This is a genomic window from Frigoribacterium sp. NBH87 (assembly GCF_014217665.1).
Lineage (GTDB): Bacteria > Actinomycetota > Actinomycetes > Actinomycetales > Microbacteriaceae > Frigoribacterium > Frigoribacterium endophyticum.
The window spans coordinates 1770460-1796450 of record NZ_CP043650.1; the positions used below are offsets into that span (position 1 = coordinate 1770460).

19 protein-coding genes are annotated in these 25991 nt (G+C 74.9%); 7 read left to right on the top strand and 12 right to left on the bottom strand.

Annotation, left to right across the window (positions count from 1 at the left end; translation table 11 throughout):
* Nucleotides 1-2 precede the first annotated feature (2 nt).
* Together F1C15_RS08200 and F1C15_RS08205 are read left to right on the top strand one after the other, a co-directional pair.
* Nucleotides 3-944 carry a 3-hydroxyacyl-CoA dehydrogenase gene (locus tag F1C15_RS08200; protein ID WP_185230541.1) on the top strand — a complete coding sequence of 314 codons (942 nt, stop codon included), beginning with the start codon at nucleotides 3-5 and terminating at the stop codon, nucleotides 942-944.
* Between the two features lie 154 nt (nucleotides 945-1098).
* Entirely contained in the window at nucleotides 1099-2010 is a 912-nt protein-coding gene (locus F1C15_RS08205; protein ID WP_219731532.1) for an alpha/beta hydrolase fold domain-containing protein, read from the top strand.
* A gap of 1161 nt (nucleotides 2011-3171) precedes the next feature.
* On the opposite strand, the gene F1C15_RS08210 is transcribed toward F1C15_RS08205, so the two are convergent.
* Both F1C15_RS08210 and F1C15_RS08215 read right to left on the bottom strand, forming a co-directional pair.
* Nucleotides 3172-5382 carry an NADP-dependent isocitrate dehydrogenase gene (locus F1C15_RS08210; protein ID WP_185230543.1) on the bottom strand — a complete coding sequence of 737 codons (2211 nt, stop codon included), beginning with the start codon at nucleotides 5380-5382 and terminating at the stop codon, nucleotides 3172-3174.
* Between the two features lie 211 nt (nucleotides 5383-5593).
* A complete protein-coding gene (locus tag F1C15_RS08215; RefSeq protein WP_185230545.1) occupies nucleotides 5594-10957 on the bottom strand; it encodes an S-layer family protein in 5364 nt (1787 codons plus the stop codon).
* Between the two features lie 323 nt (nucleotides 10958-11280).
* On the opposite strand from F1C15_RS08215, the gene F1C15_RS08220 reads away from it, so the two are divergent.
* Nucleotides 11281-11754 (top strand): MarR family winged helix-turn-helix transcriptional regulator, encoded by a 474-nt coding sequence (locus F1C15_RS08220; protein WP_156370141.1) that lies wholly within the window; start codon nucleotides 11281-11283, stop codon nucleotides 11752-11754.
* A gap of 129 nt (nucleotides 11755-11883) precedes the next feature.
* On the opposite strand, the gene F1C15_RS08225 is transcribed toward F1C15_RS08220, so the two are convergent.
* Nucleotides 11884-12708: an alpha/beta fold hydrolase gene (locus tag F1C15_RS08225; protein WP_255465089.1), complete on the bottom strand. Its 825-nt coding sequence runs from the start codon at nucleotides 12706-12708 to the stop codon at nucleotides 11884-11886.
* Nucleotides 12705-13106: a MerR family transcriptional regulator gene (locus F1C15_RS08230; RefSeq protein WP_056057755.1), complete on the bottom strand. Its 402-nt coding sequence runs from the start codon at nucleotides 13104-13106 to the stop codon at nucleotides 12705-12707. The genes F1C15_RS08225 and F1C15_RS08230 overlap by 4 nt, the downstream gene beginning before the upstream one ends.
* A gap of 157 nt (nucleotides 13107-13263) precedes the next feature.
* Between F1C15_RS08230 and F1C15_RS08235 the strand changes: the two genes are divergently transcribed.
* A complete protein-coding gene (locus tag F1C15_RS08235; protein WP_185230547.1) occupies nucleotides 13264-13992 on the top strand; it encodes an SDR family oxidoreductase in 729 nt (242 codons plus the stop codon).
* Nucleotides 13993-14197: 205 nt separating this feature from the next.
* Here F1C15_RS08235 and F1C15_RS08240 read toward each other — a convergent pair whose 3' ends face one another.
* Nucleotides 14198-14665 carry a VOC family protein gene (locus F1C15_RS08240; RefSeq protein WP_185230549.1) on the bottom strand — a complete coding sequence of 156 codons (468 nt, stop codon included), beginning with the start codon at nucleotides 14663-14665 and terminating at the stop codon, nucleotides 14198-14200.
* 103 nt (nucleotides 14666-14768) lie between these two features.
* Here F1C15_RS08240 and F1C15_RS08245 point away from each other — a divergent pair, with 103 nt between their 5' ends.
* Nucleotides 14769-15785 (top strand): YafY family protein, encoded by a 1017-nt coding sequence (locus tag F1C15_RS08245; RefSeq protein ID WP_185230551.1) that lies wholly within the window; start codon nucleotides 14769-14771, stop codon nucleotides 15783-15785.
* Nucleotides 15786-15917: 132 nt separating this feature from the next.
* Here the strand turns inward: F1C15_RS08245 and F1C15_RS08250 are convergent, their stop codons facing one another.
* Both F1C15_RS08250 and F1C15_RS08255 read right to left on the bottom strand, forming a co-directional pair.
* Nucleotides 15918-17063, bottom strand: a complete 1146-nt coding sequence (locus tag F1C15_RS08250) for a hypothetical protein (protein ID WP_185230553.1) — start codon at nucleotides 17061-17063, stop codon at nucleotides 15918-15920.
* 83 nt (nucleotides 17064-17146) lie between these two features.
* Nucleotides 17147-17755 carry a hypothetical protein gene (locus F1C15_RS08255; RefSeq protein ID WP_185230555.1) on the bottom strand — a complete coding sequence of 203 codons (609 nt, stop codon included), beginning with the start codon at nucleotides 17753-17755 and terminating at the stop codon, nucleotides 17147-17149.
* A 276-nt stretch (nucleotides 17756-18031) separates the two neighbouring features.
* On the opposite strand from F1C15_RS08255, the gene F1C15_RS08260 reads away from it, so the two are divergent.
* Both F1C15_RS08260 and F1C15_RS08265 read left to right on the top strand, forming a co-directional pair.
* Nucleotides 18032-19441, top strand: coding sequence for an alpha-amylase family glycosyl hydrolase (locus tag F1C15_RS08260; RefSeq protein WP_185230557.1), 1410 nt, complete (start codon nucleotides 18032-18034; stop codon nucleotides 19439-19441).
* A gap of 124 nt (nucleotides 19442-19565) precedes the next feature.
* Nucleotides 19566-20036: a MaoC family dehydratase gene (locus F1C15_RS08265; protein WP_185230559.1), complete on the top strand. Its 471-nt coding sequence runs from the start codon at nucleotides 19566-19568 to the stop codon at nucleotides 20034-20036.
* A gap of 21 nt (nucleotides 20037-20057) precedes the next feature.
* Here the strand turns inward: F1C15_RS08265 and F1C15_RS08270 are convergent, their stop codons facing one another.
* The 5 genes from F1C15_RS08270 to F1C15_RS08290 form a co-directional block, all read right to left on the bottom strand.
* Nucleotides 20058-22535, bottom strand: a complete 2478-nt coding sequence (locus F1C15_RS08270) for a glycoside hydrolase family 2 protein (RefSeq protein ID WP_185230561.1) — start codon at nucleotides 22533-22535, stop codon at nucleotides 20058-20060.
* A 197-nt stretch (nucleotides 22536-22732) separates the two neighbouring features.
* Entirely contained in the window at nucleotides 22733-23470 is a 738-nt protein-coding gene (locus F1C15_RS08275) for an NADPH-dependent F420 reductase (protein WP_185230563.1), read from the bottom strand.
* A gap of 52 nt (nucleotides 23471-23522) precedes the next feature.
* Nucleotides 23523-24143: a TetR/AcrR family transcriptional regulator gene (locus F1C15_RS08280; RefSeq protein ID WP_185230565.1), complete on the bottom strand. Its 621-nt coding sequence runs from the start codon at nucleotides 24141-24143 to the stop codon at nucleotides 23523-23525.
* A gap of 126 nt (nucleotides 24144-24269) precedes the next feature.
* The gene (locus tag F1C15_RS08285) at nucleotides 24270-25016 is read right to left on the bottom strand and encodes a DeoR/GlpR family DNA-binding transcription regulator (protein WP_056057779.1); all 747 of its coding nucleotides are present in this window, start codon (nucleotides 25014-25016) and stop codon (nucleotides 24270-24272) included.
* A complete protein-coding gene (locus F1C15_RS08290; protein ID WP_185230567.1) occupies nucleotides 25013-25921 on the bottom strand; it encodes a ribokinase in 909 nt (302 codons plus the stop codon). Before F1C15_RS08290 ends, F1C15_RS08285 begins: the two co-directional genes overlap by 4 nt.
* Between the last annotated feature and the right edge of the window lie 70 nt (nucleotides 25922-25991).

Consider the following 25991-nt stretch of genomic DNA (forward strand, 5'->3'; position numbering starts at 1 on the left):
CCATGACCTCCCCCCTCGACCCGGCCACCGCCTCCCACGATTCCGCCACCGCCTCCGACCCCGCCTCGGCGACCCCGCTCTCGCGCGTGACCGTGCTCGGCACCGGCGTGCTGGGCGCGCAGATCGCCTTCCAGGCGGCGTACACCGGCAGCGACGTCGTCGCGTACGACATCGGCGACGAGCAGATCGCCGTCGCGCGGGCCCGGTTCGACGGCCTCGCCGCGACGTACCTCACGCCGCAGGGGCTGCGCGGCGCCACGGAGGAGACCACGAGGGAGGCGCTCCGTCGCGTGACCTTCAGCACCGACCTGGCCGAGGCCGTCGCCGACGCCGACCTCGTGGTCGAGGCCGTGCCGGAGAGCCTCGAGCTCAAGCGCGACCTCTACGCCCGGCTCGCGCCGCTGCTGCCCGAGCGCACCGTGCTCGCCACGAACTCGTCGACGCTGCTGCCGAGCGACCTCGTCGACGCGACCGGGCGGCCCGAGAAGTTCCTCGCGCTGCACTTCGCCAACCTGATCTGGGTCAACAACACCGCCGAGGTGATGGGCACGCCGGCCACCTCGCCCGAGGTGTTCCGCGCCGTCGTCGAGTTCGCCCGCGGCATGGGCATGGTGCCGATCGAGCTGAAGAAGGAGCAGCCCGGCTACGTGCTCAACTCGCTGCTGGTGCCGCTGCTGAACGCGGCCTCGGCGCTGCTCGTGAAGGGCGTCGCCGACCCCGAGACCGTCGACACGACCTGGCGCATCGGCACCGGGGCGCCCTTCGGGCCGTTCCAGATCATGGACGTCGTGGGGCTCCGCACCGTGCACGCCGTCTCCGTCGCCGGCGGGCCGGAGGGGCGCGCGTTCGCCGAGATGATCCAGCGCGACTACCTCGACCGCGGCGCCACCGGGCGCGAGAGCGGCGAGGGCTTCTACAGCTACCCCGCACCGTCGGCCGAGTAGCGTCCGCGTCGTGGAGCTGAGCCGGGTGCTGTCGTCCGTCCGTCGTCGTGCCGCGGGGCGGGGGGCGGGGTCTCGCGGTGCCGGTGCGGGGTCTGGCGGTGCCGGGTCCGGGGGCGGTGCCGGGTCTCGACCCGCGACTCCCCCCGTCCGCTCCGTGCACGAGCCGCTCGCCACACGGCTGGTGCTGCCGCGGGCGCTGGCCCCCGTCTTCCTGCGGCTGACGCGGGCGAACCGCACCTTCACGACCGAGGCCGGGGCCCGGCGCCGCATCCTCGAGCGGTCGCTGCGGCCCGCGCCGTACGGGCCGCCCGCGACGCTGCGCTCGGACGTGCGCGTCGACGTCGAGCAGCGCGGCGGCTGGCCGGTCTACCGCGTCTCGCGCCGCGACGGAGCCTCCGCCGGCACCGTCGTCTACGCCCACGGCGGCGGCTGGGTCGGCGAGATCGTGTCGCAGCACTGGCACCTCGCCGCCCAGGTCGCGGCCGAGGTCGGCACCACCGTGCTGCTGCCGATCTACCCGCTCGTGCCCTTCGGCACCGCCGAGGAGGCGCGGGTCGGCATCACCGACCTGGTCACCTCGGCCGTCGGCCCGGTGGTGCTCGCGGGGGACTCAGCGGGCGGCCAGATCGCCCTCTCCGCGGCGCAGTCGCTGCGCGACCAGGGCGTCGACGTGGCGCACGTGCTGATGATCTCGCCGGCGCTCGACCTCACGTGGAGCAACCCGCGCATCCCCCTCGTGCAGCCGACCGACCCCTGGCTCGGCACGCCCGGCGGGCGCGTGCTCGCGGAGCACTGGCGCGGCTCGCTCGACCTGCTCGACCCCGTGGTGAGCCCGCTGGCCGGGGAGCTCGCGGGGCTCCCGCCCCTGACGGTCTTCACCGGGACGCGCGACGTGCTCAACCCCGACGCCCACCTGCTGCGGTCACGGGCGGCCGCCGCGGGGGTCGCGCTCGACTGGCGCGAGGGGGTCGGCGAGCTGCACGTGTTCCCGCTGCTGCCGACGCGCGCCGGGCGCGCCGCGCGGGCGCAGATCGTGCGCACGCTGCGCGCGGCGCTGCGCGGCTGAGCGCGCGGCGCGCGGCGCGCGGCGCGCGGCGCGCGGCGCGCGGCGCGCGGCGCGCGGCGCGCGGCGCGCGGCGCGGCCCGATCGAGGTGACCCGATCTGGGCCCCCGCCCGCCCGCAGGGCCCACGACGAGTCGTCTCGATGAGAGGCCCGGCGCTGCGCGCCGACCACTCCGCCACGAGCAACCCGCCTCAGTCAGTTGCCGATTTGGGGGCCCCACAGGGCCGCTCAACCCCTCAAATTGGCAACTCACGAGCGCGCACCGATCGAGGTGACCCGATCTGGACCCCCGCCCGCCCGCAGGGCCCACGACGAGTCGTCTCGATGAGAGGCCCGGCGCTGCGCGCCGACCACTCCCCCCACGAGCAACCCGCCTCGGTCAGTTGCCGATTTGGGGGCCCCACGACGCCGCTCAACCCCTCAAAATGGCAACTCACGAGCGGGAACCGATCGAGGTGACCCGATCTGGGCCCCCGCCCGCCCGCAGGGCCCACGACGAGTCGTCTCGATGAGAGGCCCGGCGCTGCGCGCCGACCACTCCTCCCACGAGCCACCCGCCTCGGTCAGTTGCCACTTTGGGGGCCCCACAGGGCCGCTCAACCCCACAATTGGCAACTCACGAGCGCGCACCGATCGAGGTGACCCGATCTGGGCCCCACCCGCCCGCAGGGCCCACGACGAGTCGTTTCGATGAGGGCCCGGCGCTGCGCGCCGACCACTCCCCCCACGAGCCACCCGCCTCAGTCAGTTGCCGATTTGGGGGCCCCACAGGGCCGCTCAACCCCTCAAATTGGCAACTCACGAGCGCGCTCCGATCGAGGTGACCCGACCTGGGCCCTCACCCGCCCGCAGGGCCCACGACGAGTCGTCTCGACGAGGGGCCCGGCGCTGCGCGCCGACCACTCTCCCTACGAGCCAGCTGCCTCGGTCAGTTGCCATTTTGGGGGCCCCACAGGGCCGCTCAACCCCTCAAATTGGCAACTCACGAGCGCGCACCGATCGAGGTGACTCGATCTGGGCCCCAGCCCGCCCGCAGGGCCCACGAAGGGTCACCTCGACGAGCACGCCCGCGGCGACGACGACGAACGACACCCCGCACACGGACCCCGCCGAAGCGGGGCCCGCGTGCGGGGCGCGGCTCGCGCAGCGCGGCGCAGCTACAGCTACAGCGTCGCGAGCGCCGCGTTGAACGTCGCCGACGGGCGCATCACGGCCGCCGTCTTCTCGGGGTCGGGGTGGAAGTAGCCGCCGATGTCGACCGCCGTGCCCTGGGGCGCGATCAGCTCCTCGACGATCGTCTGCTCCTGCTCGCCGAGCGAGGCGGCGAGGGCGGCGAACGCCTCCGCCAGCTCCGCGTCGACGGTCTGCGCGGCCAGCTCGTCGGCCCAGTACTTGGCGAGGTAGAAGTGGCTGCCCCGGTTGTCGATCGAGCCGAGCTTGCGGCCGGGCGACTTGTTCTCGGCGAGGAAGGTGCCGGTCGCACGGTCGAGGGTGTCGGCGAGGATCTGCGCGCGCGGGTTGTCGGTCGCCGTCGCGAGGTGCTCGAAGCTGACCGCGAGGGCGAGGAACTCGCCGAGGCTGTCCCAGCGGAGGTAGTCCTGGTCGACGAGCTGCTGCACGTGCTTCGGCGCCGAGCCGCCGGCACCCGTCTCGAACAGGCCGCCACCGTTGATCAGGGGCACGACCGACAGCATCTTGGCCGAGGTGCCGAGCTCCATGATCGGGAAGAGGTCGGTGAGGTAGTCACGCAGCACGTTGCCGGTCACCGAGATGGTGTCGGCACCGCGACGGATGCGCTCGAGCGAGAACGCCATGGCCTCGACCGGCGACAGCACCTCGATCTGCAGCCCGTCGGTGTCGAGCTCGGCCAGGTACGAGCGCACGAGGCCGATCAGCGTGGCGTCGTGGGCGCGGCTCTCGTCGAGCCAGAACACGGCGGGCGTCGCGCTGGCGCGGGCACGGGTCACGGCGAGCTTGACCCAGTCGCGGATCGCGATGTCCTTCGTCTGGCAGGCCCGCCAGATGTCGCCCTCGGCGACCGCGTGCTCGATCAGCGACTCACCGGCAGCGTTCACCACGCGGATCGTGCCCTCGGCCGGGGCCTGGAAGGTCTTGTCGTGCGAGCCGTACTCCTCCGCCGCCATGGCCATCAGGCCGACGTTCGGCACGGTGCCCATGGTCGCCGGGTCGAAAGCGCCGTGGGCGCGGCAGTCGTCGAGCACGGCCTGGTAGATGCCCGCGTAGCTCGAGTCGGGGATCACCGCGAGGGTGTCGTGCTCGGCGCCGTCGGGCCCCCACATGTGGCCCGAGCTGCGGATCATCGCCGGCATCGAGGCGTCGACGATGACGTCGCTCGGCACGTGCAGGTTCGTGATGCCCTTGTCGGAGTCGACCATGGCCAGGTCGGGGCCGGAGGCGATGCCGGCCTCGAACGCCGCCCTGATCTCGGCGCCCTGGGGGAGGCGGTCGAGACCCTGCAGGATCGCGTTCAGCCCGTCGGCGGGGTCGAGCCCGGCGGCGGCCAGCGCCTCGCCGTGCTGCTCGAAGACGTCGGGGAAGAAGGCGCGGATGACGTGGCCGAAGATCAGCGGGTCGGAGACCTTCATCATCGTCGCCTTGAGGTGCACCGAGAACAGGACGCCCTCGGCCTCGGCCCGGGCGATCTGCGCGGCGAGGAACTCGCGGAGCGCCGCGACGTGCAGCACCGTGCCGTCGACGACCTCGCCCGCGAGCACGGGGATCGACTGACGGAGCACCCGCGTGCTACCGTCCGCGCCGACGAACTCGATGGTGAGGGTGTCGTCGGCGGGCATGACGACCGACTTCTCGTTGCTGCGGAAGTCGTCGACGCCCATCGTGGCGACGTTCGTCGCCGAGTCGCTGCTCCACTCGCCCATGCGGTGCGGGTGGTTGCGTGCGTACTGCTTGACGCTCGCCGGCGCGCGGCGGTCGGAGTTGCCCTGGCGCAGCACGGGGTTGACGGCGCTGCCCTTGACCTTGTCGTAGCGGGCCCGCGCCTCCTTCTCGGCGTCGGTCGAGGGGTCGTCGGGGTAGTCGGGCAGGTCGTAGCCCTGCGACTGCAGCTCGCGCACGGCGGCCTTGATCTGCGGGATCGAGGCCGAGATGTTCGGCAGCTTGATGATGTTCGCCTCGGGCGTCGTCGCCAGGGCGCCGAGCTCGGCGAGGGCGTCGTCGACGCGCTGCGCCTCGGTGAGCCGCTCGGGGAACTGGCTGATGATGCGGCCGGCGAGCGAGATGTCGCGGGTCTCGACGTCGACCCCCGCGGTGCTCGCGTACGCCTCGATGACGGGAAGGAACGAGTAGGTCGCCAGCATCGGCGCCTCGTCGGTGAGCGTGTAGATGATCTTGGCCATGCCGCTGGTACTCCCTCGTGTGGCTCTGCGTTCGTGGGCCCCACGCTACTCGCGCAGGTCTCTCGACATGAAGATACAGGCGACGACCGCCGGGCCGCGCCCGTCGCACGACGGAGGGAGCCGCGCGGCAGGCCGGACGACGGAGGCGCGGTGCGCGTCGACCGCACACCGCGCCTCCCTGCACCGCACCTCCCGCAGCGGCGAACCCCGCCTACCGGAGCCCGCGCACCGGCCCCGTCACCGGCCGGCGACGACGGCCGAACAGCACCAGCCCGAGCCCGGCGAGCATCACGAGCAGCGCGACGCCGAGGTCGGCGGCCACGTGGCCCGCCCCGGTGAACGCCAGGCCGAGGATCGCCGGGAAGCGCAGCGTGATCAGGCCCTCGAGGGTCTCGGCCGAGGTGTCGGCGACCCGGTACGCGATCGACGCGACGCCGGTGAAGCCGTCGACGGGGGTGAAGCGGACGCCGTCGGCGCCGACCGTCCAGGTGCCCTGGCCGGGCACGGTGACCGTGCTGGCCGCGACGCCGGTGGCCGGGTCGACGAGCACGAGCGTGCCGCGGTCGAGGGTCTGGCCGCCGCTCGCGAGGTCGTTGGCGAGCGGGTCGATCGTGACCGGGCGGCCCGGCGTCGCGAGCTGCGTGTCGTCGGCGGCGACCGCGGCGCTGCGCACGGCGATGGTGACCGTCGCCGTGCTCGTGGCTCCGTCGACCGAGGTCACGAGGTAGGTGAACGAGTCGGTGCCGGTGAAGCCCTCGGCGGGCTTGTAGGTCCACGAGCCGTCGGCCGCGACCGTGGCGGTGCCGTGCGCCGGCTGCGTCGCGATCGACGCGACCAGGCCGGTGCCGAGGTCGTTCGCCAGCAGGCCCGCGTCGGCCGGGACGCGCAGGGCCCGGCCCGCGACCGTGCTCGCCGCGTCGTCGACGGCGACCGGGTCGGTCACGATCGTGAGCGTGCTGCTCGCCGGCAGCCCCTCGGCGTCGACGACGTCGTAGGTCACCTCGTCGCTGCCCGACCAGCCCGGGGCCGGCGTGTAGACGACGGCGCCGTCCGAGCCGATCGACAGGGTGCCGTGGGCCGCGGCGGCGTGGCCGACGACGACCCGGTCGCGGCCGAGGTCGTTGCCGAGCACCGCGGGCGCGGCGACCGTGAGCGTCGTGCCCGCGGCGACGTGCGCCCGGTCGGGGGCCGCGGTCGGCGTGACGGTGACGGTCACGAGCCCGGTGGTGACGCTGCCGCGGTCGTCGGTGGCCGTGTAGGTGAAGGTGTCGGTGCCCGAGAACCCGTCGGCGGGCTCGTACGTGTACGACCCGTCGGCGGCGAGGGCCACCGTGCCGTGGCCCGGCTCGACGTCGACGCGGGCGGTGAGGCCGGTGCCGGCGTCGTTCGCGAGCACGCCCTGGGCGGCGGCGACCTCGAGGCGTCCGCCGGCGGCGACCGTCGCAGCGTCGGGCGTCGCGGTGGGGCCGACGAGCACGGTCACGACGGAGTCGGCGGTCAGGCCGTCGGCGTCGGTCACCGTGTAGTCGAAGGTCGCGGCGCCCGAGGTGCCGGGGGCCGGCACGAAGCGCACCGAGCCGTCGGGCAGCAGCGTCGCCGTGCCCGACGAGGGCGTGCCGACCCGGGTCACGGCGAGGCGCGAGCCCCGGTCGTTGCCGGTCAGCTGGGCGGCGCGCAGCACGAGCGGGGTGCCGGCGGGGGTGCTGGCGGAGTCGACCGTCGCGACGGGCGAGACGGTGACGGTGACGGTCGACTCACGCTCCTGGCCCGAGTCGTCGGCCACGCGGTAGCTGAACGTGTCGACGCCCGAGAACCCGGCGTCGGGCACGTAGGTGACCCAGCCGTCGGTCGTCGACATGGCGGTGCCGTGCGCCGGGGCCGAGACCGAGAGCAGTCGCAGGCCACGGCCGCGGACGTCGGCCATCAGGCTGAACACGGTCTGCTGGCCCGAGACGGTGCGGCGCGCGTCGGGCGACGCGGTCGGCGTGACGGTGACCGAGACGGTCGTGCTGCTGGTCTGCCCGGCCGCGTCGACGACCGTGTAGCCGAAGGTCTCGACGCCCGAGAAGCCGACGGCCGGCGTGTAGACGACCCGGCCGTCGGTGCCGAGGCGCGTGGTTCCGCCCTGGTCGCCGGCGGTGACGGACTGGATGCGCAGGGCCTTCCCGTGGTCGTTCGCCAGGAGGTCGGCGATGGTCAGGGCCGTGTCGGCGGGGGTGCTCCGCACGTCGGCGACGGCGGTCGGCACGACGGTGACGGTGACGACGGCGTCGGCCGTGCGGCCGGCCGCGTCGGTCGCGGTGTACCCGAAGGAGTCGGTGCCCGAGAAGCCGGCGGCGGGCACGTACGTGACCTGGCCGGCCCGGTCGACCGACGCCGCGCCTCCCGCGGTGGTCGACCCGACGGCGGTGACGACGAGGGCCTTCCCGTGGTCGTCGGCGACGAGGTCGGTGAGCGACAGCGCCGTGTCGGCCGGCGTGCTGCGGGCGTCGTCGGCGGCGGTCGGGCGGATCGTCATGGTGACGACCGACGAGACGACCTGGCCGGAGGCGTCGGTCGCCGTGTACCCGAAGGTCTCGGTCCCCGAGAAGCCGGGCGCACCGGTGTGGGTGACGCGGCCGCGCTGGTCGACGGAGGTCGTGCCGCCCTGGTCGCCCGCGGTGACGGAGGTCACGACGAGGCGCTGGCCGCGGTCGTTGGCCGTGACGTCGACGAGGGTCGTCGCGGTCTCGGCCGGCACCTCGTAGGCGTCGGGCGCGGCGCGGGGCGTGACCGTCAGGGTGACGGTCGCGGTGCTCTCCTGCCCGTCGACGTCGGTGACGGTGTAGTCGAACTGCTCGGTGCCCGAGAAGCCGACGGCGGGGGTCACGACGACGGCGCCCGAGGCGTCGAGGGCCACGTCGACCCGGCCGCCCGTGCTGGCGGTGACGGCGGTGACGGTCAGGTCGCTGCCGCGGTCGTTCGCGAGCAGGTCGGCGAGCGTCGTGGCGGCCCCGGTCGGGACGCTGCGGGCGTCGTCGACGGCGGTCGGCGCGACGGTCATCGTCACGGTCGCGGAGCTCGTGCGCCCCGCGGCGTCGGTGACCGTGTAGCCGAAGGTCTCGGCCCCGCTGAAGCGGGCGGCGGGGGTGTACGTGACGGTGCCGTCCTGCTCGAGGCGCACCGCGCCTCCTGCACTGCCCGCCGTGACGGCGGTGACGGTGAGGCCGCGACCGAGGTCGTTCGCCCGGAGGTCGCGCAGCGTCGTCGACTCGCCCGGCGTCGCCGTCGCGCGGTCGTCGCGGGCCTGGGGCGTGACGGTGACCGTGACGGTCGCGGTCGAGGTGCGGCCCGAGGCGTCCTTCGCCGTGTAGGTGAAGGTCTCGGTGCCCGAGAAGTCGTCGCGGCTCGTGTAGGTGACCGAGCCGTCGCGGCCCAGCTCGACCTTCCCGCCGGCCGAGCCCTGGCTCACGCCGGTGACGGTCACGTCGGTGCCCACGTCGTTGCCGGCGAGGTCGGTGAAGGTGGTCGGCGTGCCCGCGACGACGGTCTTCGCGTCGGCGGCGGCGGCCGGGTCGACCGTGACGGTCAGCGTCGCGGTGCGCTCGGTGCCCGAGGCGTCGCGGACGGTGTACGTCACCACGATCGTGCCCCCCGAGGAGGCGGTGGCCGGGTCGAGCACGACGCCCCCGTCGCGGTCGACGGAGACCTCCCCGCCGCCGGAGACGACCTTCGCGCCGACGACCGTGAGGCCCGTGCCGAGGTCGTTGCTGAGCAGGTCGGTGAAGGTGGTGGTCTGGCCGGCCGGGGCACTGCGGGCGTCGTCGCCGGGGGTCGGGGCGACCGTCAGCGAGACCGTGGCGGTCGAGCGCACGCCGGCGGCGTCGGCGACCGTGTAGGTGATGCTCGCGGGGCCGGAGGTGCCGGGCTCGGGCGAGTAGACGAGGTCGCCGCCCGGGGCGACGGTGACGCTGCCGCCGCCGGAGACGACCGTGGCGTCGACGATCGTGAGGCCCGAGCCGGCGTCGTTGCCGAGCAGGGTGGTGGCCGGGATCGTCGTTGAGCTGCCGCTCGGCTGCGCGGGCACGGTGGCGTCGTCGTCGACGGCGTGCGGGGCCACGGTGACGGTGACGGTCGCCGTGGAGGAGGCGCCGCTCGCGTCGGTGACCGTGTAGGTGAAGGTCTCGGTGCCCGAGAAGCCGCGGTCGGCGGTGTAGCCGACGGTGCCGTCGGCGCGCAGCTCGACGACGCCGCGGGCGCTGCCCTGGGTGACGCCGGTGATCTTCAGGCCGGTGCCCGCGTCGTTCGCGCGCAGGTCGGTGAAGGTGGTGGCGACTCCGGAGACGGCCTCCTCGGCGTCGTCCTTCGCCGCGGCCGCGAGCACGTTGACGAAGGAGCAGGTGACCTCGGAGGAGGCCTCGCTCTTCGACGTCGGCTGGGTGTACGTGGCCTTGGTGCCCGTGCCCTCCGAGACGACCGTGCTGCCGTCGGCGCAGGTGTAGCTCGTGGCGTAGTCGGCGGGGAGCGTCGTCGAGTTGCCGGGCTTCTGCTCGACCGTGTACTGCGTGCCGCCGACCGCGAGGATCGGGCCCGCCGTGGCGGTGTCGGAGCCGGGCGCCGTCGTCGCGGTCGCGCTGGGGCTGCCGGCGGGGATGCCGCCGCCGGTGAGCGTGACGCCGAACTGGTCGGAGGGCTTGGCGCGGTCGACGATGGTCGTGCTGGCCGAGGTGGTGTTGGGGTAGTTGCAGGTCGCGAGGTCGACGGTCGCGAAGCCGGGCAGCACCGTCTCCTTGATCGTCGCGCCGGAGGCCGGGTCGACCTCGGTCAGCGTCGTCTGCGGGGCCTGGGCCGTGCCGGTGCTGCGGGAGAGGAACAGCGTGCCGTCGTGCGAGAACGCGATGCCGTTGTAGGCCGCGTTGGTGCCGCCGAGGGTCGCGATGTTCGTGGTCGGGATGGGGGTGTCGCCCGAGGTCGTCGGCACGGGCACGTCGGCGCGCTGCACGAGCGCGTTGGAGACGACGAACATCGTGCCGCTGCGGCTGAAGGCGAGGTCGCCGTTGCCCACGGTGGTGTTGCCCGTGATGCCGATGGTGCCGACGCGGCCGAGGGCGACGCCGGGCTCGGGGGGCTTCGGCGGCACGTAGGCGCTGAGCTGCGGCTGCGCCTGGGCGGCCGCGTAGTAGTAGCTGCCGCTCTGCGGGTTCACGCCGCCGCGGATGATGTTGAGGTTCGCCGCCTCCGGCCGGGTGGTCGGCGTCGAGGTCTCGCCCTCGCGGTCGTAGGTGATGATCTGCGGCACGCCGTTCGAGACGCCCGTGGCGTAGGCGCGGAGCCCGCCCGCGCCGATGCCGAGGCCGTTCGTCGCGCCGGTGAGCGTCGCGACCGAGGCGACGGTGCCCGTGGCCAGGTCGACCGAGCGGACCTGGCCGGTGCTCGTGATCGAGTACACGGTGTTCTGGTCGCAGGCGAGCGGGCTGGCGGCGAGCGCCGGGGCCGCCGGCGTGACGGTGGTGAGGACGCCCGCCGCGAGCAGGGCGGTGAGCCCGACGGCGACGGTGCGGCGCCCGAGCGAGCGGGCAGACAGGGAGGAGGGCATGGTGGGGGCCTTCGGGTGGGGTGGGCGCGGGTCAGGAGGCGCGGAGCGGGTGGGAGGGAGCCGGTCCGGTCGCGCAGGTGGTGCTGTCGGGGGGGGCGGGCTGCACGGTCGGGTCGCAGGGGTGTCGGGCGCCCTGCGGTCGGGCTCAGGTTATTGACAGGGAGGGGTCCCCCACATGCCCCACAACGGGCATCCCCCGCTAGGGTGTCACGGCACGAGCTGTCCTCTCGGCGCACCCTCGGCAGGGCGACTCGCCCCGACGGCCGGTCTGTGGTCCACTGGTGGCCGACGCGCCGACGGAGGGCGCGAGCAGGGAGACGACCGTGACCGACGACCTCCTGCCGCCGACCCCCGCCAACCACCCCGACTCGATCAAGAAGCTCGCAGCGACGCTCCGGCGGCTCGACGAGGCGCACCGTCGCTACCGGGTGCACGCCGCGAAGGTGGTCGGCATGGCCCCGACCGACCTCTCCGCCCTGCTCGTCGTGAGCGAGAACCCCGGCATCACCCCCGGCGCCCTCGCGAAGGAGCTCGTGCTCAGCACCGGCACGGTGACCGCCGTCGTCGACCGCCTCGAGGCGTCCGGCCGTGTGGCCCGGGTGGCCCACCCGGGCGACCGGCGCAGCCTCCACCTGCAGCTCACCGAGCAGGGCACCCAGATCGCCTCCGCGCTCGACGAGGCCTACTGGTACGTGCTGTCGACCACCGGCACCGACGAGACCATCGCGGGGGCGCTGCCCCAGCTCGACGGCATCACCGAGGCGCTCGACGCCGTCGCGAGCGAGGCCGTGGGCTGAGCCGCCCTCGTCGCCTCGTCATCGAGGTGCCCCGTCCTGGGCCCTCCCGGCTCGGCAGGCCCCAGATGGAGTCACCTCGGCGCGCACAGCAGGGACGCCGAGGAGGCGCGGGGCGCGACGCGCCCCGGCTCAGGGTGCGACGAAGGGGGCGAGCGCCGCGATCCAGGCGTCGTGAGCGTCGAGGTGCGCGTCGTGCGAGCCCCCGACGAGATCGACCCTGGTCACGGCCCGGCCGTGGGCGACGAAGGCGCCCTGCTGCTCGGCGGTGAACATGCCGCCCTCCGCCCACACGACGAGCGTGGGCGCCGTGACGCTCTCCCACTCCGCCCAGCGCGGCACCCCGACCGCCTCGATCGTGGCCTGGAGCACGTCGGCGTCGAAGCGGGGGCGCAGCCCGTCGCGCCCCTCCTCGAGGTCGTCGACCCAGGCCCGCTCGAGCGGCCCGTCGCCGAGCGCGGCGAGCGCGGCCGCCCGGTCGGCGAACGGGACCGCCCACGACCGGAAGAAGTCGCCGAGCGCCCGGTGCGACTCCGGCGTCCCTCCGCCCTGGTCGCCCTCGAGCAGCACCAGCCGGCGCACGAGGTCGGGGCGTGCCGCCGCGACGAGCATCGCCGTGTGGGCGCCCATCGACTGGCCCACGAGGTCGACCGGGCCGGTGGCCTCCGCCTCGACGACGCTGACGACGTCGGCCACGAAGGCCCGCCGCGAGAGGTCGACGGGGCGCCGCGTGCTGCGGCCGTGCCCGCGCTGGTCGACGAGCACCACGCGGCGCCCGACGAGCGCCCGGGCGGTCGGCAGCAGCTCGCGGCCGCTGCCGGCGAGGCCGTGCAGGAGCACGACGGTCGGCTCGGCGCCCTCCTGCACCGCGTACGCGACGCGGGTGCCGTCGACGGCCGTCACGGCCGCCTCCCGAAGCTCGCTGTGCCCCCCGGGCTCCGCGGAGGCGGTGGTCACGCCGCCGAGGCGACGGACGCGGGGCCGCCGTCACGGAGCGCGGGGCAGTGCTCGGGCGTCGGGTGCAGCGAGACGTCGATGACGCGGTCGAGCTCGGCACGGGCGGCGGTGAGCTCGGCGATGCTCGCCGTGATGCGGTCGCGCTCGCGGCGCAGCAGCGCGAGCGACTCGTGGGTGGCGACGCCCGCGTCGACGCAGGGCAGCAGCTCGACGATGGTGCGGCTCGCCAGGCCGGCGGCGAAGAGCTGCTGGATGAGCTGGACCCGCTCGACCGCGGCCTCGTCGTAGACGCGCTGGCCGCTGCCGGTGCGGGCGGCGGGCAGCAGGCCCTGCTCCTCGTAGTAGCGCAGGGCGCGGGGGCTGACCCCGGCGCGGGCAGCGACGTCTCCGATGCGCACGAGCGCTCCTCCCGGTGGGGCGTCGGGCGGGTGCACGGCGCGGGTCTGGTGGTCGATCTCGGGCAGGACTTGCCCTTGACGTCGACGAGAGGTCCTAGCGTAGCCGCGCAGGCCCGGACGCACCGCCCGGCCGCCCCGAGAAGGAAGAACGAACACCATGGACATCACCGACCAGGTCGCCCTCGTCACCGGCGCCAACCGCGGCATCGGCCGCCGCTTCGTCGACGAGCTGCTCGCCCGCGGGGCCCGGAAGGTCTACGCGACCGCCCGTCGCGTCAACTCCCCCGAGGCCCTCGAGCTGGCCGCCCTCGACCGCGTCGAGGTGCTCGCCGTCGACATCACCGACCACGCGTCGGTCGTCGCCGCGGCCCGCGCCGCAACCGACGTCACCCTGCTGGTCAACAACGCGGGCATCGCGACCTCGACGCCGCTCGTCACGGGCGACCTGGCCGAGCTGCGCCGCGAGATGGACACGCACTACTGGGGCACGCTCGACATGATCCGCGAGTTCGCGCCGGCCCTCGCCGCGAACGGCGGCGGGGCGATCGTGAACGTGCTCAGCGCACTGTCGTGGTTCGCGTACCCCGGCAACGGCGGCTACGGGGCCGCGAAGGCGGCCGAGTGGAACATGACGAACGGCGTCCGCCAGGACCTCGCCGCGCAGGGCACCCTCGTGCAGGGCGTCCACCTCGGTGCCGCCGACACCGACATCATGGCCGGCTACGACGGCCCCATGATCGACCCGGCGGACGTGCCCCGCGCCTCCTTCGACGGCCTCGCCGCCGGAGCGATCGAGGTCGTCGTCGACGACTGGAGCGCGATGGTCAAGGCCTCGCTGGCCCACGACCCCGCGCTGCTCTACGCGCAGATCAGCCCCGCGAGCTGAGGCGGGTGCGGGCCGGGTCCGGCGGGTCCGTGTCCTCATGGGCTGCCCGGGCCCGGCGGGTCCGTGTCCTCCTGGGCTGCCCGAGCCCTGGGTGCGGCGGGTCCCCGTCCTCCTGGGCGGGTCGGCGCCGACCCGCCCAGGAGGACACCGACCCGCCACACCGCGGCGCAGACCCCTCCGGGCCGCCTCGCGGGCTCGCCAGACGCTAGCGGTGCGCGGCCTGCACGTCGACGACCCAGGTCACCCCGAAGCGGTCGGTGAGCATGCCGAAGCCGGGGCTCCAGGCCGACGCGGCGAGGGGCTCGACCACGTCGGCGCCCTCGGCGAGACGCTGCCAGAGGGCCTCGACCTCCTCCAGCGTCTCGCCCTGGAGCGACTGGAAGAAGGTGCGGTCGGTGACGGTCGTGCCGTCGACGCGGCGGGTGGTGCCCGCGACGGCGGCGGGGTCGGTCGTGTCCAGCCCCGGCACGTCGTAGGCGAGCAGCCGGAAGCCGTCGGCCGCGTCGACCCGGCCGAAGACGACCTTGTCGGCGCCCGGCAGGTCGCGGGGCATGCCGACGTCGCCGTAGGTGGCGGCCGCGGTCACCTCGCCGTCGAAGACCGAGGCGTAGAAGTCGAGGGCGGCCCGGGCCGTGCCGGGGAAGTTCAGGTGGGTGGTCGTGGTGACGGTCATGGAAGGGTCCTCCGGTCGTGGTGGTGCGCGGCGACCTGCCGCACGCTCACCGTCCCGCACCATGCGGACAGCGGCGGTCCGCTCCTCACGGCAGACTCGGCACATGGTCGGGAACTCGTCGCGGATGCTGTCGCTCCTCTCGCTGCTGCAGACGCGGCGCGACTGGCCGGGGCCGCTGCTCGCCGACCGGCTCGGGGTCACCGCGCGCACCGTCCGGCGCGACGTCGACCGGCTCCGCGAGCTCGGCTACTCCGTCGTCGCCACGCGCGGGCCCGAGGGCGGCTACCGCCTCGCCCCCGGCACCGACCTGCCGCCGCTCCTCTTCGACGACGAGCAGGCGGTCGCGATCGCGGTCGCCCTGCTGGGCGTGACGGCGAGCGGCGTCGACCTCGACGAGGCCGCCTCGCGCGCGCTCGCGACGGTGCGGCAGGTGATGCCGTCGCGTCTGCGGCACCGGGTCGACGGGATCCGCTTCACCGCGCCTCCCCCCGTCGACCCGGTCGACCCGGCCGTGCTCGAGGTCGTCAGCGCCGCGACGCGCGACGCCCGGGTGCTGCGCTTCCGCTACGACCGGGTCGCGGTGCCCGGGGCCGACCCGGCGCCGGGCGACGAGACGGCCGGCACGACGGCCGTCCCGTCAGCCGGCGACCTGCCCGCCCCGCCCCGCCGGGTCGAGCCGCACGGCGTCGTGCTGCGCGGCGGACGCTGGTACCTGCTCGCCTGGGACCTCGACCGCGACGACTGGCGCGTCTTCCGCCTCGACCGCGTGCACCCCCGGAGCCCGGGAGGCGCCCCCTTCGCCCGCAGACCGCTGCCGGGCCCCGACGCGGCCGCGGTCGTCGCCGCGCGCGCCAAGGGCTCGGCCGACGCCGACCGCTGGCCCTGCGAGGGCGTCGTCGACCTCGAGCTGCCGCCCGGCGAGGTCGCCCCCTGGGTCGCGGACGGCCTGCTGGAGGCGCGGGGCGAGCACCGCAGCCGCCTCACGATCGGCTCGTGGTCGTGGGCGGGGGTGCTCGCCGCGGCGCTGCGCTTCGACGCGCCGTTCACGGTGGTGGGCCCGCCGGAGCTGCGGTCGGCGGCCGAGGCCGCGGCGGCGCGGCTGCGCGGCGGCTCCGCGTGAGGGCCGCCAAGTGGTGCGCGGGCGGGCCCTGGGTGCGGCGGGTCCCCGTCCTCCTGGGCGGGTCGGCGCCGACCCGCCCAGGAGGACACCGACCCGCCGCACCAGGCCTCAGCCCGAGACCGGAGCCCCGGGTCAGCCGCAGGTGACGACCAGCCCGAGCCCCACGACGGAGACCACGCTGATGCGCACCGCGTTCGGGACGGGCTTCGTCCACTGCCCCACGAGCTGGGTCGTGACCGTGAGCTGCTGCGACCCGAGCACGAGCACGCCGCCCGGCTTGAAGTCGACGGCGCGGTCCGTCGACGCCGTGGTCGTCGCGGTCGTCGTCCCCGACGACACGCTGAAGCGCAGCGTGGACGGGGTCTCGCCCGCGTAGCTCCAGCCGATGCGGACGCCCCCGGCGATCGGGGCGCAGGTGAAGGCGGAGGCCGCGTCCACCGTCCCCGCCGTCAACGACGCCGACGTCGCCGTCCGGGCGAAGAACGGCGCCGCCGCCGCCTCGGTGGGCAGCGTCGCGAGCGGGGCCGTGACGAGCATCGCGAGCGCGAGGGCGGACGACGCGGCGCGCAGGCGCCGCAGCCTCCGCGCCCGGTGGCGGATCGACCGCCGGCTCGGCCAGGCGACGAGGGCGGGCAGGCCCGGGCCGACCCGCGACTCCCCGGTGCCGGCCGCGGCCGCGGCCTCGGCCTCGGCGCAGATGCGACGCTGCTCGCGGTCGACCGTCGTCAGCGCCAGCAGCACGAGCACCCCGAGGGCGACCATCGCGAGCGGCACCCACCTGCCCTCGCGGGCCCAGACGACGGGCATGCCGATCGACGGCACGCGGAGGAACCCCACCCCGTGCACCGCCGACGCCCCGATCGGCGTCGAGTCGGCGGCGGCGTTGGCGTCGCCCTTGGTCACCATCAGGCCGCCGGCCAGCGCCTCCGCGTAGCGGTGCAGGCGCAGGTGCCCCGGCTGGTCGGGGTCGTCGGCGAGCAGCACGTGCCCGGTCTGGACGAGGTCCATCGGTACGGGGCGCGAGACGACGACGTCGCCGACGCGGATGCGCGGCTCCATCGATCCGGTCACGACCGTCGTCGGGTGCCAGCCGAGCACCGCGGGCGCCGCGGCCCAGAAGGCGAGCCCCAGCAGCGCGACGATCACGCCGCGGGCGACCGTGGCGACGACGATCCGCGACCAGTCCTCGACGCCGGTCCGAGCCACCGGCAGGGTCGGCGAGGAGGCGCGGGTCGAGCCCTGCAGCGGGCTCGCGACGTGCTGTGCCGTCGCCGACATGGCGGCCTCCCCTCTCGACGTGGGGTCCGTGACGCGGGGCGGGCGGCGGCGCGGCACGAGCCGCGCCGTCGCCCGGGGACTGGCTAGTTGTTCTGGGCTTCCCAGGTGAAGCCCTGCTTGACGTTCACGCCCTGTGACGTGTTGAGCAGGTCCGACGCGACGGTGTAGGTGAACTTGTACAGGCGGTTCTCGGCGGTGGCGTCGGCCCCCGTCGGGTTGCCCGTCGTCACCCACGCGTCGGCGCCGTTCGCGTAGCTGGAGCGCGCCGTCTGGAACGCGGCGAGCGTGCCGTCGTAGACGGTGCCGCCCGTGCCCGCGGCGACGAACGCCTGGCAGGTGCCGGTGCCCTGCTCGATCTTGAGCGTGGTCTTGAGGCCGAGGTCGCTGCTGACGTTGACGGCACCGGTGCCGTAGAGCTTCACGGTCGAGGGCAGGCTGCCGGTCGAGGTGACGGTGATGCAGTTCGTGCCGGTCGAGCCGGGCTTGAGGTTGACGGCGCTGAACAGGGCGACGTCGGCGTCGTTGTCGGTGAGCTTCACCGAGCCGGTGGTCCAGTTGCTCGTGGGGTTGCTCGTCTGCGCGCTGAACGCCGAGTACGACGCGTTCGAGACGACGAGCCCGGAGGCGACGAGGGCGAGCGGGACGCCGATGACGGCGGCGAGGCGGGCAGCACGGGGCGTGGCGGTGCGCATGACGGGGTGTCCTGATCCTTGGGTGCAGCGTGTCCGGTCGACGGAGTGCCACGGAGGGGCGCGGGAGGCGGCTGGTGAGACCGCGGTGCGCCGACCGCACGGGCGTGGTGAGGGCCCGACGTCGTCCGGTTGTTACGGTCACCAAGATAAACCTGTGAGCTCTCCTCAGCAAGGTCGCGGGCGACCCCCGAGGGAGGGGGGCTCGCGCATCGGCCAGGGCCCCGGGGAGGCGCGTGCCTGGGCGTCGGCAGCGCCCGCGTCGGTACCGTGGCGGGCATGCAGCAGCCCGACGCCCCCGCCCCGTCCGACGCCCCGAGCCCGGGCGTGGCCCCCACGTCGAGCGGCGCCCCGGCCTGGACGGAGCACGTCGTGTGGTGGCACGTGTACCCCCTCGGGTTCGTGGGGGCCGACACGACCGGGGCGGACCGCTCGCCGGCACCGCGCCTCCTCGACCTCGTGCCGTGGCTCGACCACCTCGTCGCGCTCGGCGCCAACGGGCTCGCGCTCGGGCCCGTGTTCGCGTCGTCGACGCACGGCTACGACACCATCGACTGGATGCACGTCGACCCGCGGCTCGGCGGCGACGACGACCTCGTCACGCTGATCGACGCGGCGCACGAGAAGGGCGTCCGTGTGATGCTCGACGGCGTCTTCAACCACGTCGGCCCCGAGTTCCCGCCGCTGGTCGAGGCCCGCGCCGACCCGTCGTCGCCGGCTGCCGCGCTGTTCCGCCGCGACGGGTCGGGCGACCTGGCGACCTTCGAGGGGCACGGCGGGCTGATCGCCCTCGACCACTCATCGCCCGAGGTGGCACGCCTCGTCACCGACGTGATGACGCACTGGAGCGACCGCGGCGCCGACGCCTGGCGCCTCGACGCCGCCTACTCGGTGCCGACCTCGTTCTGGGCGACGGTGCTGCCCGCCGTCCGCGAGCGCCACCCCGACGTGTGGGTGGTCGGCGAGGTGCTGCACGGCGACTACGCCGCGATCGTGCGCGAGGCGGGGCTCGACGCGGTCACCCAGTACGAGCTCTGGCAGGGCGTCTGGCACGCGCTGCAGAGCGTCAACCTGCACGAGCTGGCGTGGGCCCTCACCCGGCACGACGAGTTCCTCGACGCGTTCGTGCCGCTGACCTTCGTCGGCAACCACGACGTCACCCGCATCGCCAGCCAGGTCGACGACGAACGTCACCACGCGCACGCGACCGTTCTGCTCTTCACCCTCGGCGGGGTGCCGTCGGTCTACTACGGCGACGAGCTCGGGCTGCGGGCCGTGAAGGAGGAGCGGATCGGCGGCGACGACGCGGTGCGCCCGGCCTTCCCCCGCTGGTCGGGCGACGACGTCGTGTCGCTCGTGCCCGACGCCGACCCCGTCGCCCTGGCGCTGCACCAGCAGATGATCGGGCTGCGCCGGCGTCACCCGTGGCTGCACACGGCCCGGTCGCGGACGGTGTCGGTGACGAACGAGTCGCTCGTGCTCGAGCTGCGACCCGGGGCGGGCGGGGACGCGGGTGCGGGCGGGGGCGCGGGCGACGTCGCGCTGGTCGTCGCCCTCTCGCTCGGCGATGAGCCGCTGCGGGTGGCCGACCCGGTGCCGGGCGAGTTCCTCGCCGGGCGCGACGCGGGGCTCGACGGCGACGAGCTCGTCGTCGGCACCCACGGCTGGGCGGTCGTCGCGCGACGGTAGGCGCGGCGGGCCGGGTGGTCACGATCTGTCCGTCCCCCATCCCGGGAGCAGCAGTTCGTGACCACTCGACGACCGCGCGCGGGAGGCCCGCGCGTGGGAGGCGCGCGCGTGGTGGACTGGCTCCGTGCTCGACCCCTTCACCACGCCCCTGCCCGACCGGCACTTCGAGGACTACCCGCCCGGCCTCCACGCCGAGTACGGCCCCACCACGGTCACGGCCGACGAGATCGTCGCCTTCGCGACCGCCTTCGACCCGCAGCCGATGCACGTCGACGCCGAGTGGGCCGCCGCCGGCCCGTTCGGCGGGCTCATCGCCAGCGGCTGGCACACGACCGCGATCATGATGCGGCTGCTCGTCGACCACTGGCTGAACGGCGAGACGAGCCTGTCGTCGCCCGGCGTCGACGAGCTGCGCTGGCACCGCCCGGTGCGCCCCGGCGACCAGCTGACCGCCCGGTTCACGGTGCTCGAGGCGCGGCCGTCGGCCTCGCGGCCCGACCGGGGCATCCTCCGCACGCGCATCGAGCTGGTCGATGCCGACGAGCGGCTCGTCATGTCACAGGTGATGACGAACTTCGTCCTGCGTCGCCCGTAGCGCGCGCCACGAGCCCGGGCGTCAGCCCTGCAGGTCGCCCGCGTGCCGCACGACGTCGTCGGCGGTGAGCCGTTCGGCGTCCGACTCGGCGACCCCGGTCACCCGGAACGTCGCCGACTCCCCCGCGAGCAGCGTCACCATGCCCGTGTCGACCACGGCCCCGGGGGCGACACGGTCGACGAGCAGGGTCACGTCGCGGGCGTAGCTGCGGGCGGTGACGGTGACCAGCGCGACGCCGGGAGCGGTCTCGGCGAGGGCGACCACCGCCTCCACCGCACCGGGGTCGAGCTGCTGGTCGACGACCTCGGCGGCGTCCCACCGGGCGCGGCCGGCGCCGAAGCCGGGCAGGTCGGCGACGAGCAGCTCGGCGGCGGGGTCGAGGCCGTCGACGAGCGCGGCCGGCAGCGAGACCGTGGTGCTGCCCCGCGCCTCGACCGTGACCGGCATCGCGACCTCGTCGCGGCGCCCGCCGTCGAACGCGACGGCGGCGACCGTGGCGGTGCCGCTCCACGCCTCGTCGGTGTCGTTGAGCAGCACCAGGGCCAGGCCGGAGGCGCGGGGCTGGATCGTCGCCAGCCGCGCCTCGTAGACGGCCCGGAGCACGTGCCAGAGCGGCTTGCGGTGCCCCGCGAAGTCGACCGCCGCCCACGACACGACGGGCCAGTCGTCGTTCAGCTGCCAGACGACGACGCCGGTGTTCCGCGGCGCCAGCGAGCGGAAGTGCTCGACGCCGAAGCGGATCGCCGCGGCCTGGTTGAGCTGGGTCGCCCAGTGCCAGTCCTCGATCGTCGAGGGCGCGGGCAGGTGGCCGTCGAGGCCCCGCTCTAGTTTGAGGTTGCCGTCCTCGGCCTTCTGGTGCACGAGCATCTCGTGGCCGTACGGGTCGAGCGGCTCGTCGTGCACGACCGAGGTCAGCGTCGACCAGGCGGGCGGCCCCTGGAAGCCGAACTCGGAGACGAAGCGCGGCTCGTGGTCGCGGTAGGCCGTGTAGTCGAGGCGGTTCCAGACGTCCCAGATGTGCATGGTGCCGTTCGCGGCGTCGTTCGGGTGCAGGTACTCGCCGAACGACCACGGGCTGCCCGGCGAGTACGGCCGGGTGCCGTCCAGCTCGGCGACGACGCGCGGCAGCAGGTCGAAGTAGTAGCCCTCGCCCCAGGTGCGGCCGGCGAGCTGGCGACGCCAGTCCCAGTCGACGTAGCCCCAGATGGCCTCGTTGTTCCCGTTCCAGATCACGAGGCTCGAGTGGCGGCTGAGGCGGGTGACGGCCTCGCGGGCCTCGGCCTCGACCTCGTCGGCGAGCCAGGGCTCCTCGGCGTAGGCGCCGCAGGCGAAGAGGAAGTCCTGCCAGACGAGCACGCCGGCCTCGTCGCACGCGTCGTAGAGGTCGTGCGACTCGTAGACGCCGCCGCCCCACACGCGCAGGAGGTTCATGTTCGCGTCGGTCGCGTCGGCGACGCGGAGGCGGTAGCGCTCGGGCGTCATCTCGGTGAGGAAGGCGTGGTCGGGGATCCAGTTCGCGCCCCGCACCTGCACCGGCTGGCCGTTGACGCTCAGCACGAAGGGGGCGCCGTGCTCGTCGGGGGCCGTGTCGAGGGCGACGGTGCGGAAGCCGACCCGCGCCTCCCACGGCTCGGTCTCGCTGCCGCCGCCGACCGTGACGGTGACGGGGTAGAGCGGCTGGGCGCCGTGGCCGCGGGGCCACCAGAGCTCGGCGTCGGGAACGACGACCGTGAGCCGCACCTGCGTCGTGCCGGGGGCGACCGCCGAGGAGGCGCGGTGCCCGTCGACGAGGACGGTCACCTCGGTCTCGGCGGCGGCGGTGCTGGCGGCCGGGGCGACGGGGGTCGCCCACTCGAGCTCGACGTGGGCGTCGAGCACCCCGCCCTCGTCGGTGACGTCGACGAGGGGCCGGACGGACGCGATGCGCACGCCCGACCAGCTGTCGAGCCCGATCGGTCGCCAGATGCCGCTGGTGGCGACGTCGACGCCCCAGTCCCAGCCGAAGTTGCTGGCGGACTTCCGCAGCATCGTGAAAGGGTGGTGGTTGACGTGCGGGAGCGCTCCGTGGCGCTCGACCCGCGACTCCACCTCGGGCACGGGCGCGGCGAACGTCACGACCAGGTGGTTGTCGCCGTCGGTCAGCGCGTGGCGCACGTCGACGCGGTACGAGCGGTGCTGGTTCTCGGTCTCGGCGACGACGACGCCGTTCAGCTCGACGCGGGCGACGGTGTCGAGCCCCTCGGCGATGAGGTCGTGGCGGTCGGAGCCGTCGTCGTGCCACTCGAACGTCGTCCGCCAGCGCCAGACGGTGTCGCCGATCCACTGCTGAGCGGCCTCGGCGTCGCCGTCGAACGGGTCGGTGACCATCCCCGCGGCGAGCAGGTCGGTGTGGGCGACGCCGGGCACGGTGGCCGGGATGCGCCGGCCCACGACCTCGGCGGGCACCGGGCCGCTCACGGCCTCGAGGGTCCAGTCGTCGTGGAGGGGTCGGAGAGCCATGCGTGCGTGTCCTCGTCGTCGAGATGCGGGTGGGCCTCGCACCACGCTAGCGGGAGGCGCGGGGCCGCGGGCGCCCGGCGGGTGCGGCGGGTTCCCGTCCTCCTGGGCGGGTCGGCGCCGACCCGCCCAGGACGACACGGACCCGCCGCACTGGCGTGACCTCCCCCGGCGGGCCGACCCGCGCCTCCCCGGGGCCCTCAGAACTGGCGGGCGGCGACGTCCGCGCGGTGCGACGCGGCGACCAGCTCGCGGAGGCGCTCCGCCGTCACGGGCGCGCCCGGGTCGGCGAGGTGGTCGACGGCGAGGGCCGCGGCGTCGGCCGCGTAGATCGGGGTGTACGCGCCCGACTCGGGCTCGGTGCGCCACGACTCGGCGAGCGAGCCCGCGTCGACCGGCTCGAAGCCGAGCAGGTCGACGAGCTCCGAGACCCGGGCCTTCGCCGCCGCGTCGTCGCCCTGGACGGCGAGCGCCGTGCGCGGGGTCGAGCCCGTGAGCGCCGGGATGTGGTGGGCGAGGATCCCGTTGAACGCCTTCACGACGAGCGCGCCGGGCAGCAGCCGCTGCTCGAGCTCGGCGGTGGCGAGCTCGAGGCTGTCGAGCTCGGGGATGCGCCCGTCGCGGTGCGGGTAGTAGTTGCCGGTGGAGAGCACGACGCGGTCGGCGAGGGCGTCGACGGGCAGCGCCGGGTAGGCGCCGAGCGGGACGGCGAGCACGACCAGGTCGCCGGCCTCCGCCGCCTCGCGGGGAGCGGCGGCGCGGGCGCGGGGGCCGAGCTCCGCGACGAGGCCCGCGAGCGACTCCGGCCCGCGCGAGTTCGCGACGACGACATCGAGGCCGGCCGCCACGGCGAGGCGGGCGAGACCGCTGCCGATGTCACCGCTGCCGATGACGCCGATGCGGGTGAGGGGTGTGGGGATGCTGGTGGTGTCGGTCATGGTGCCTCCTGGTCGTGGTCTTGGTCTTGGTCTTGGGGGCCGGCGGCCGCCGTCAGGCGTCGTCGCCCGCGGCGGCCGGACGTGCCTGCCACCCCCGGCGGGCGAGCGCTGCGAGCCCGTCGGCCGAGTCGTCGTCGGCGAGCGCGGCGCCCCGCACCCAGCTCGTGGCGAGGGCGGCGAGGAAGAGGTCGCGGGCGCGCACGTCGCTCCGGGCGGCGCCGTCGCGGCGGGCGGCGTCGAGGAACTCCTCGGTCACGGTGACGAAGCCCTGGCAGGTCGTCGCGAGGGGCGAGTCGCTCGTGAGCGTGGCGGCGCGCAGGGGCCCGGGCAGGCCGTCGAACGCCCCCGCCCAGTCGATCACCGCGTCGAGCCAGCCGTGCAGGGCGTCGCCCGCGTCGACGGTGCCGTCGTCGCGGCCGGCCCTGAGGGAGTCGCGGCGTGCGACGAGCGCGTCGTCGCGGGCCGTCAGCAGGGCCGCGAGCAGGGCCTCACGCGTCGGGAAGTGGCGGTACAGGGTGCCGGCGCCGACACCCGCCCGCTTCGCGATCGCGTCGAGGGAGCCGCCGACGCCGTGCTCGGCGAAGTGCTGCTCGGCGGTGGCGAGGAGGTGCTCGCGGTTGCGGAGCGCGTCGGCGCGGGGAGCCCTGGCTCCGCGGGTGGTCGTGTCGGGCACGGCGTCCTCCTGGCGTCACGATGCGGAGGACCTCTCCGCATCACGAAGAGGAGACTATCTCCGTTCGCGCGGGAGCGCACCCGGGAGCACGGCCAGCGCCCTCGCGTGGCTCACCGCTGGTGCGGCTCAGCGCAGGCGCGGCGCGACGACGAAGGCCGCCGCGGCGTCCAGCACCGGGTCGGCGCGGTCGCTCACGACCGTGCAGACGCCGAGGCCGAACGAGCGGCAGAGCGAGACCACGCCGAACTTGCTGCTGTCGGCGAGCACGACGGTCTCGCGGCTGTGCGCCTGCACGAGGCGCTTCTTGTTGGCCTCGCGGATGTCGAAGGTGGTGACCCCGGCCTCGGCGTCGATGCCGGTGACGCCGATGAAGGCCCGGTCGAAGTAGAGGTCCTCGAGCTGCCGGTCGGTCATCGTGCCGGCGACCGAGCCGATGTCGGGCAGGTAGTCGCCGCCGAGCGCCGTGACGGTCACCCGGGGCCGGGGCACCATGCCGAGCACCTGCGTGTTCGAGGTGATGACGTGCACGTCGATGTTCGGCAGAGCCACCATGAACTCGGTCAGCGACGTGCCCGAGTCGACGTAGATCGTCTCCCCCTCGACCACCATGGCGGCGGCGGCGCGGGCGATCGCGACCTTCTCGTCGCGGTTGATCTGCGACTTCATCGCCGCCGGCAGCTCGGCCGAGCGCTCCTCGGCACGGATCGCCCCTCCGCGCAGGCTCACGACGTGCCCGGACTGCTCCAGCTCGCGGATGTCGCGGCGCACGGTCGAGGGCGACGCCCCCGTGGCCGTGACGAGGTCGTCGATCAGGATCGAGTCGCCCGAGGCGACACGGTCGAGGATCAGCTGGTGCCTGGCGAACGATCTCACGCCTCGAGGTCCTCCCGGGTCGGCATGCTGGACTGTGCCCCCATCCCCGCGACGGTGATCGAGGCGACGAGCGCGGCGGTGCGGGCGGCCGAGAACGGGTCGACCCCGTCGGCCAGCGCGACGGCGAAGGCCCCGATGAACGAGTCGCCGGCGCCGGTCGTGTCGACCGCGTGGGCGGGCACCGCCCCCACGAACTCCACCCGTCGGCCCTCGAGAACATAGCAGCCGCGACTGCCGAGGGTCAGGACGACGGAGTCGCAGAACGCCGCCAGCTCGGCGACTGCGGCCCGCATCGCCGCGTCGTCGGCGACGTCGCCGAGGGGGCGCCCGAGGTACTCGGCCGCCTCGTCCTCGTTGACGACGAACCAGGCGCAGGCGCGGGTCACCTCGAGCGGCACGGGCCGGGCGGGCGCGGCGTTGTAGACGACCGGGACGCCCGCGGCCGCGGCGAGCGCCACCGCCCGCTCGTTCGCCGACGCGGGCACCTCGTTCTGCAGCACGACGACGGCCGACGACGCGACGAGGTCGGCGTTCTCGTCGACCCACTCGCCGGTCACGACGGCGTTCGCCCCCTCGACGATCGTCGCGTGAACCTCGCCGTCGCCGACGACGTGCACGATGCCGAGGCCGGCCGCCGCGCCGGTGGACCGCAGCCGGCACTCGATGCCCTCGCGCTCGAGGGCGGCGCGGCAGATCTCGCCGTGCTGGTCCGCCCCCGCGGCGCCGACGAAGCGGACGGAGGCGCCGAGGCGGGCTGCCTGGACGGCCTGGTTCGCGCCCTTGCCGCCGGGGTCGGCGCGGAACCCGGTGGAGACGAGCGTCTCGCCCCGCCGCGGCAGCCGCTCCTGGCTGACGATCAGGTCGTAGTTGATGCTGCCGACCACCAGGATGGCGTGCGCCGTCATGCGGTCCTCCACTTCGTCGTGTCGACGACGTGCCGCCGCCAGGGCCGACAGTAGGCGGCGATGACGACGG